At 28.9% G+C, this 5,793-nt stretch carries 5 protein-coding genes; 2 read left to right on the forward strand and 3 right to left on the reverse strand.

Translation table 11 applies throughout. The features are described from left to right. Positions 1–46: 46 nt before the first annotated feature. From Z053_RS0127140 to Z053_RS0127150, 3 genes are all read right to left on the reverse strand, one after another. A complete protein-coding gene (locus Z053_RS0127140) occupies positions 47–727 on the reverse strand; it encodes a dioxygenase family protein (RefSeq protein WP_025668117.1) in 681 nt (226 codons plus the stop codon). Positions 728–738: 11 nt separating this feature from the next. Further along, on the reverse strand, positions 739–1,296 hold the full coding sequence (locus tag Z053_RS0127145; protein ID WP_025668118.1) for a PepSY-associated TM helix domain-containing protein: 558 nt from the start codon (positions 1,294–1,296) through the stop codon (positions 739–741). 91 nt (positions 1,297–1,387) lie between these two features. Further along, a complete protein-coding gene (locus tag Z053_RS0127150; protein ID WP_025668119.1) occupies positions 1,388–3,808 on the reverse strand; it encodes a DUF5916 domain-containing protein in 2,421 nt (806 codons plus the stop codon). Between the two features lie 600 nt (positions 3,809–4,408). On the opposite strand from Z053_RS0127150, the gene Z053_RS0127155 reads away from it, so the two are divergent. Together Z053_RS0127155 and Z053_RS0127160 are read left to right on the forward strand one after the other, a co-directional pair. Next, a complete protein-coding gene (locus Z053_RS0127155; RefSeq protein ID WP_160170157.1) occupies positions 4,409–5,074 on the forward strand; it encodes a sensor histidine kinase in 666 nt (221 codons plus the stop codon). A gap of 1 nt (position 5,075) precedes the next feature. Continuing rightward, positions 5,076–5,774 carry a LytR/AlgR family response regulator transcription factor gene (locus Z053_RS0127160; RefSeq protein WP_025668121.1) on the forward strand — a complete coding sequence of 233 codons (699 nt, stop codon included), beginning with the start codon at positions 5,076–5,078 and terminating at the stop codon, positions 5,772–5,774. Positions 5,775–5,793 lie beyond the last annotated feature (19 nt).

The raw sequence follows: 5,793 nt of genomic DNA on the forward strand, positions 1-5,793 counted from the left end.
ATTAGTTAATTATTATAAGACAAATCTATAAATCTGTTCTTTTATATCAAGAATCCATTTTCACTTTGATTATTTTACTAATAGTATATCCATTTTTATTATCCCCGGTTATAGTATCAACCAAGTTCTCAGATATACTATCTCTGAACTCATAATCTTGTTTATTATTTGTATCTACCTTACTTTTATAGTCTTTGCTTTTATATATAGTATCTGAAACTTCATCTGGAAAGGCAATCTGAGTAACTAATAAGGATTTACCTTTCTTATTTAGGATCTCTAAATGCAAATGAGGTGCTCTTCCTGGATACCAACCAGGGAAAATAGAGATAAAAGATACTTTACCATTGCTATCTGTAATTTGCCTGCCTCGAAGAAAGTGTTTACCTCGAAAATCACCATCTAATTGATGAGAATATTCTGAGTAGTTTCCTTTAGCATCGCATTGCCAAATATCTACATTTACATTTGGCAAAGGCTTGCAGTAAGTATTTACATCTTGAATAGTTAAATTAATAAGTAATGATACACCTTCTCTATCACCAACGATATTGGCTTTAACGAGATTTTCCGGTAGTTTATGAGGAAAAGGTCCTATGGTTTCTTCTGGAGTCATTATACAATTACTTCTTGTACTAATTGTTTGTTGTTTTGCTAGAGTACTTGCCAAAATTGGTGTAGCTACGATACCAACAGCTAAGCTTTTAATAAATTTTTCTCTTTTCATAATATACTATTTCAATTGATTAAGAATAGAAAGATAAAAGGAAATACAAGGCCTATAAGTGTTAGTTTCCAACCATACTTTTTAAAACTGTACTTACCTTTAGTTATAAATGTTCCCGTTATCGCTATCACAAGCATAGCAATACCAAAAATATCCGAAAACCATATCCACCATGTGTTTGTTGTTTGATGTAGTATTGCCATCTGTTTTAATACAGGAATCGGTTTTACAAACTCAATTTCTCCTTTTCCAGAATTTAAATCAATACTCACAAAAGCATTATCAAAATAAAGCCTTCCTTCTTCTCCTCTAGTTATATATGCTTCAAATTCGTTTTCAGGTGCTATTGATGCTGCTATTTTTTTAAAATAGGCCTCAGTAAGTATTGATTTGTCTTCTGGTAGTTCTAGTTGAATTGGTTTTATATTTACAGTATATTCTCTAGAACTAAAACTTTCTCTATGATTCAATGTGATTCCAGAAATTGAAAACGATATAATAAGTCCTAGAAAAAAATAAGCCAAATCCCTGTGTATTAAACGATTCCAGTATGCCTTTGTTTTTTTCATTTTTATATATATTATGAAGTACGAAATTAATTTCTCTGTTACTTTATTTAAATAAAATTCAGTGAACAGGCTATTTTTTTAAGTAAACACATTAAGCATTCTTTTTTCTAAATATCTTTTTAACATTTAAATAGTCTAAGAAGTAGGTAATTTTGATTGAAAAAATATGTGTTATAGGTTGCTTTAATAAATCATTTAAGCTCTCCAGATAATTTAATGCACTATTGTCAGTATTTTGAAAAATTGTATTTCTATATAAAAAGACAGCCTGACTTCCTGGAGCGAATTGCCATGAATAAGTAAGATCTAAATTCCAAACATTAAAATTGGTGTCAGGATTAAAATCAAGAGTTTGATTTGTTTCTACCAAGTTTCCATTTTGTTCAAGTATAAAAAAACGATTTTTATATTGAACGGTAGTCCATAAATTTCTAAAGTTTAAATTTATAGCGTGATTGTTATTATGGTTATAGGCAAAACGAACACTATTTTCAATTTTTTTGATATCGCGCCTTCCAAAAATTATATCTGTATCTGTAGTTGTGACAAAACCAGGCTCAGATTTATTATACTCACCATCAATCGAGTAATTTATTTTGAACTTGTTAGTTAAACGAAATTGTGGTCTAATGGCAAAACTATAATTACGTTCTGGATCATTAAATCGTTGCAATGTCCTAAATGTAAAGTCTGAAGACAATCGTCTTCCTCCATCAGTAGAGAAATCTGAGTTCCAAAAAAATCTAGGGTTTCGTTTTAAGAACCTTCCAGGCGTTCTAGGCTCAAAATAATCAAAAGATCTAGATGGGTTTACTCGAGCATTAAAATCATATGACAATTGTTTTTTAGTAACAAAAGATGCATTAACACCAATATCTGCACTTGTAAATATATGTGGTTTATATAGGTTACGGATAGAGGCAAATAATGAAAAATCATAATTATTGAAGCGTCCTTTTGGAGTAAACTTCTCATAACTAATGTCTCCAAAGAAATCGCTATAGTTGTTTCGACGTTGCCTTCCAAGATCATTGATATCAAACTTAGTATCTGCCATAAAATATCCTACAGAATATCTAAAATTACCTGATGCTTTTCTAAAATCTATACCACCACTAAAACCATTTTCATTTTCTGTATCATTTATCATACTATACTTAAAATCTCCTGATAAATTATAACTGTTTGACTTCGTTGAAATATCGTAAACCAGTGCACTTACATTAGCATCTCTAAACCTCCCATTACGAATTACATTTGTATTTATAAAGGATACCGATGAATTATTATTGAATTGTTGATCTAGTACTAAAACATTATAGTTAGTAAAAGGTTCTATTGTTTCTTTTCGTTGTATGTTAGTTTCTGTATTCAACAAAGTAGCTTCTGTTTTTTCTGTAATAGCATTTAAAAACCCTATTCCGAGTCCTTTTTTAGTTCTTCCAGAGATTTTAAAAACATTTAGTACTTTTACCTCTTTGGGTTTATTTATTATCTCTTCATTCTCTGACAGGTATGCAGATCCACTTGGCCTACCACCTATTCTTCTAGAAAAGAAAATACGTCCTTTGTTGAATAGTTCTACACCTTCAGTAAAAAATTGTCGCTGTTCTCTAAAAGTTTGTTCAAAAGGTCCTAAATTTAACGAAACAGGGTCGAATCCTACTTGTGAGAAATCAGGAATAAGTGTGGCATCTAAAGTGAAATTTTCAGAAATACCATATTTTATATCTAAACCTGTATTGATTTGATCTATAGAATTGCCTTTTGTGGTTTTATATTCCACAGAAACAAATGGAAAAAAACTTAATCGCATTGGAGGTTTTATATTCGTAATTCCTCTTAATATACCATTATATTGAGATTCTCTACCAATGGTTCGATCCACTAAATTCCATGAATAAATTTCGTTACGCTTCTTAATATCTCTCAAAAAATTAATCCCCCAAGTTTGTGTATCTGAATTCTGAAAACGTAAAGCTGCGTAAGGAATTTTCATTTCAACAGTCCACCCTTTATTTGTAATACTTATAGCACTTTCCCAAACAGCACTCCAATTAAAATCATTGCTACGTCTACTACTTTGTAATGTTTTAGAATCTGCTTGAGTCCCTGCGGCTGTAACATAGAATTTATTTTCATTAATACCATCATTAAACGTGTTAATGGCTACAGTAAATACATCAGCCTCTACAAATATATTATCGCGCTGACTATACTCTTTCAAGATAGTTTGTGGAGCATTATCATATAAATACGCTCCTATATAGATTGCTTCATCATTATATGCAATTTTAACTTCTGTTCTATGTGATTCTGGTGCAGATGGTCCATTATCGGGTTGCAACATTTTAAAATCTGTAGCAATTGGAACAGTTTCCCAAAAAGCTTCAGTAAGTACCCCATCTAATTTGACCGATATATCTACTCGTTTTGCTGTAAGTTCCTTCCTTTCTTGTGCAATACTATTAAATGTAATAATGAAAATGGCAGCTCCAAAATAATATTTCATAACTAAATAGTTTGAATTAAGGAGTCAAAACTATTTTGAAAATCATATGTTGTCTAAAAAAATCAGTGAACGAGTTGTTTTACTAAGTAAAATTTTAAGTTTTCTCAAAGTAGAGAATATTTTAATGATTCACTTAAAATTTATGAAATTTCACTTAACAAATCCACTATTCTATTTAATTAATATTTAATATTAACCTTGGGTGTTTATCTTTGAAATAATCAATAAGAACATATATTGAAAAATGCTAATCATATTTTATTCTGGGTACTTTATTCACTTTTTATCTTCTTCATATTTAGTGTGTTAAGTAATTTCATGGATTCCATGTTTAGAACTATTAGTATAATTAGTATGCAGATGTTGGCTTTTTATTTTAATTACCATAAACTCATCCCAAAATATTATGCTAGTAAAAAATATGTTATCTACGGTCTTACTAATTTTGTACTTACACTTTTTTCAGTTTTAGTTATCGATTTTTTTATAAGATTATCATATTATATTGCTCATTTAAATCGTGATCATTCTTACCCCTTGAATACTATTTTCAATTTTAGGCATTTTGATATAGAATCACTTGAGGTCATTTTTAACCACATGATGCCTATCATATTAGCAATATTCATTAGCTTTTTGTTTTATTATTTTTCAGAGAAAAAAAAGAGAGAGAAAAAAGAGACATTATTAGTAAAAGCTGAGAAAGATTTCTTGATTTCTCAAATCAATCCGCACTTTTTGTTTAATACACTTAACAATATTTATACATTATCATTGGCTAGCGATAATAAAAGTCCTAAAGCAATTATGCAATTGTCTAAAATGTTGGATTACTCGTTATACGGCTCAAAAAAAGAAAAAGTGAGTCTTAAAGAAGAAATACAATACATAAATAATTTTATAGGATTATTTAAATTAAAAGATGATAACATAAAAAGTGTTTCTTTTAATTTTTCTAAAGCAAATAATACATTAAAAATTGCACCAATGTTACTCATTCCATTTATTGAAAATGCTTTTAAGCATGGAAATATAGAAGATACTAAAAGTGGCTACATAACAATCATGCTTAAAACTAAATTAGATAATAAAGTACTATTTACAGTAAAAAACTCCTATAGAACCAAAAAATCTGTAGATAACTCTAGCGGAATAGGAATTAACAATGTTAAAAGACGTTTAGAGTTATTGTATTTTAATAAGCATACATTAAGCATAGAAGAGTCTCAAAATGAGTATTTAATATATTTAACATTAGAAATTTAACATGAAACTTAATGTAATCATTATTGACGATGAACAATTAGCTAGAAAACTTTTAGAAAGCTACATCTCCAAAATAGAACATCTTAATCTTTTGGGTTCTTTTAAATCTCCAATTAGTGCATTAACCATATTAAAAGAAAAAAAGGTAGATGTGATTTTATTAGACATTAGAATGCCCGATATTTCTGGGTTAGATTTTCTAAAAACCTTAGAGAATACACCCAAGGTAATTTTAACTACAGCGTATAGAGAGTATGCATTAGAAGGCTATGAATATAATGTTATTGACTATTTATTAAAACCCATAGAATTTTCTAGGTTTATAAGAGCTATCAACAAAGTTTCAAATAACAAGGGGGAAAATACTATTGCTGAAACTGAAAAACAAGGCGAGTATATAAATTTAAAATATAATAAAAAGACTTTTCGAATTCTAAAAGAGAATATCTTATTTATCAAAGCTGAAAGTGAATATGTAAACTATCATCTTAAAAATGGACAAAAACTTCTAATTTATGGCACTTTGAAGGAGGTTGAAACCAGATTATCATCTCCAAATTTTTGTAGAATACATAGATCTTATGTTATTAATCCAAAACATATCGATTATGTAGAAGGAAATAGAATTATTATACACGATCAAAAACTGCCTATTAGTGAAAGTTATAAAAAAGCTTTTCTTAAAATTTGGAATACCTAGTAAATGAGTTCTGGGAATC

It is taken from the genome of Aquimarina megaterium XH134, from assembly GCF_000520975.1.
Lineage (GTDB): Bacteria > Bacteroidota > Bacteroidia > Flavobacteriales > Flavobacteriaceae > Aquimarina > Aquimarina megaterium.